Genomic DNA, 1,428 nt, shown 5'->3' with positions numbered 1-1,428 from the left:
GGTACCTGGATGCTGCCGTTGACGATTCCGTCAGAGACAATGTTGAAGTCGCCGCGGTGTTCGATGCGTGGCCCTTCCAACTGACAGCCCATGCGATCGACCTTGGCCGACAATGTACCGTATGCCGTTTGAGCATGTGCCAGCCGCTGGGGATCTCGATCGGCGAAGAGATGGCCGTCTGCATACCACCGATGGACACACCGCGTGGCGGTGCTTTCAAGCGCCCTGGGGCGGCGGCTGGTATGAAGGCAACGGTCAAGGGCCGCCTAGTCAAAACTCGGCCGCACTGATCTCGCAGCGATGTCTAGCCCCGATATCGTGGGTGTTAATTTAAGGTGTGACGCATCGCAATTGAAACAGATTGGCAGCCTGGCGGTCCGCTTTTGCATGGCACAATCGATCACGCACCGGCGCATTTCAGCTTTACGATTCCGCATCATGCCTTCAGGCTGGCCTCCTTGAGCCGATGAGTCCCTGGCGGCGAGGTGCGCGAAACGGGAGAATTGGGATTTCTTCGTCGATATTCGCAGAGAAGTGCGCAAGATGCACAGCGTCGCCTCAATCCATCAGGCCACGAGCTTCAACCCAATGGCGCCGCAGACGATCAGCCCGATGCAGCCGAGCCGGATCGGGGTGGCCGGCTCGCCAAGTAGCCAGATGCCCAACAGGGCCGTGCCGACGGTGCCGATGCCGGTCCACACCGCATAGGCCGTGCCAACGGGCAACGCCTTCAGCGCTAGGCCAAGCAAGCCTAGGCCCACGATCATCGACGCGACTGTGAGGATGGTCGGCAGCGGCTTCGAAAAGCCATCAGTGTATTTGAGGCCGATCGCCCAGCCGACCTCGAACAAGCCGGCGAAAAACAGATAAATCCACGACATAGAGGACACTCCATTGAGAAGGATACTTGGCCATCGGCGCCCAAATTTGCCCCCGCCGATACAGAAGCTCAACGAGAGTGATGGCACCCGTCTCAAGCGCATGCTTGGCTGGGGGGAGGGCGAGCGACAAATGCGGAACCGACTTCATTATTGCAAAGCAAATGCGAGCCACGCTCGAACGGACGCGCCGTCGCGTTTCAGTCTCAAACGACTGTGTGTCCGGCGGCGCGTAGGTGGTTCAACGATTCAGCGACGTCTGCGTTCTGCACCAGTAGATAGTCGCCATTGAACGTCGAGGCCACCAGGATACCGATCCCGTTTTCCGAAATCGGGCGCACCACCGACAAAACGATCCCGCTCTCGCCGAAGGCGAAGGGGCCGACGAACTTGAAACAGGTCCAGTCGCCATCTGCCATGATTTCACCCGGGACCCGGTCCTTCAAGCAGATCATCGACAGCTCGTCGTCTCCCCTAGTGATGTTGACGAATCCGTCGCCATCGCACCAGGTCGGAATCGGCTCTGACGCTGGCAATTGAGAGATTGTGT

At 59.2% G+C, this 1,428-nt stretch carries 2 protein-coding genes and 1 pseudogene; all 3 read right to left on the bottom strand.

What is annotated here, in order from left to right; all coding sequences use genetic code 11:
• Positions 1–128 (bottom strand): annotated as a pseudogene (locus EN993_RS35805) (urea amidolyase); the annotation flags it as partial.
• A gap of 438 nt (positions 129–566) precedes the next feature.
• Positions 567–881 carry a quaternary ammonium compound efflux SMR transporter SugE gene (gene sugE, locus EN993_RS35800; RefSeq protein WP_127266241.1) on the bottom strand — a complete coding sequence of 105 codons (315 nt, stop codon included), beginning with the start codon at positions 879–881 and terminating at the stop codon, positions 567–569.
• A gap of 203 nt (positions 882–1,084) precedes the next feature.
• Entirely contained in the window at positions 1,085–1,423 is a 339-nt protein-coding gene (locus tag EN993_RS35795) for an ACT domain-containing protein (RefSeq protein ID WP_245469075.1), read from the bottom strand.
• Between the last annotated feature and the right edge of the window lie 5 nt (positions 1,424–1,428).

This window comes from Mesorhizobium sp. M7D.F.Ca.US.004.01.2.1 (assembly GCF_003997785.1).
GTDB classification, from domain to species: Bacteria; Pseudomonadota; Alphaproteobacteria; order Rhizobiales; family Rhizobiaceae; genus Mesorhizobium; species Mesorhizobium loti.
The sequence above is the reverse complement of the archived record's forward strand: the minus strand, read 5'-3'. Positions and strand labels throughout refer to the sequence as shown.

Bases quoted from the DNA above. Each gene is read 5' to 3' on its own strand.
- sugE (WP_127266241.1), bottom strand. From the start codon at position 881: ATGTCGTGGATTTATCTGTTTTTCGCCGGCTTGTTCGAGGTCGGCTGG.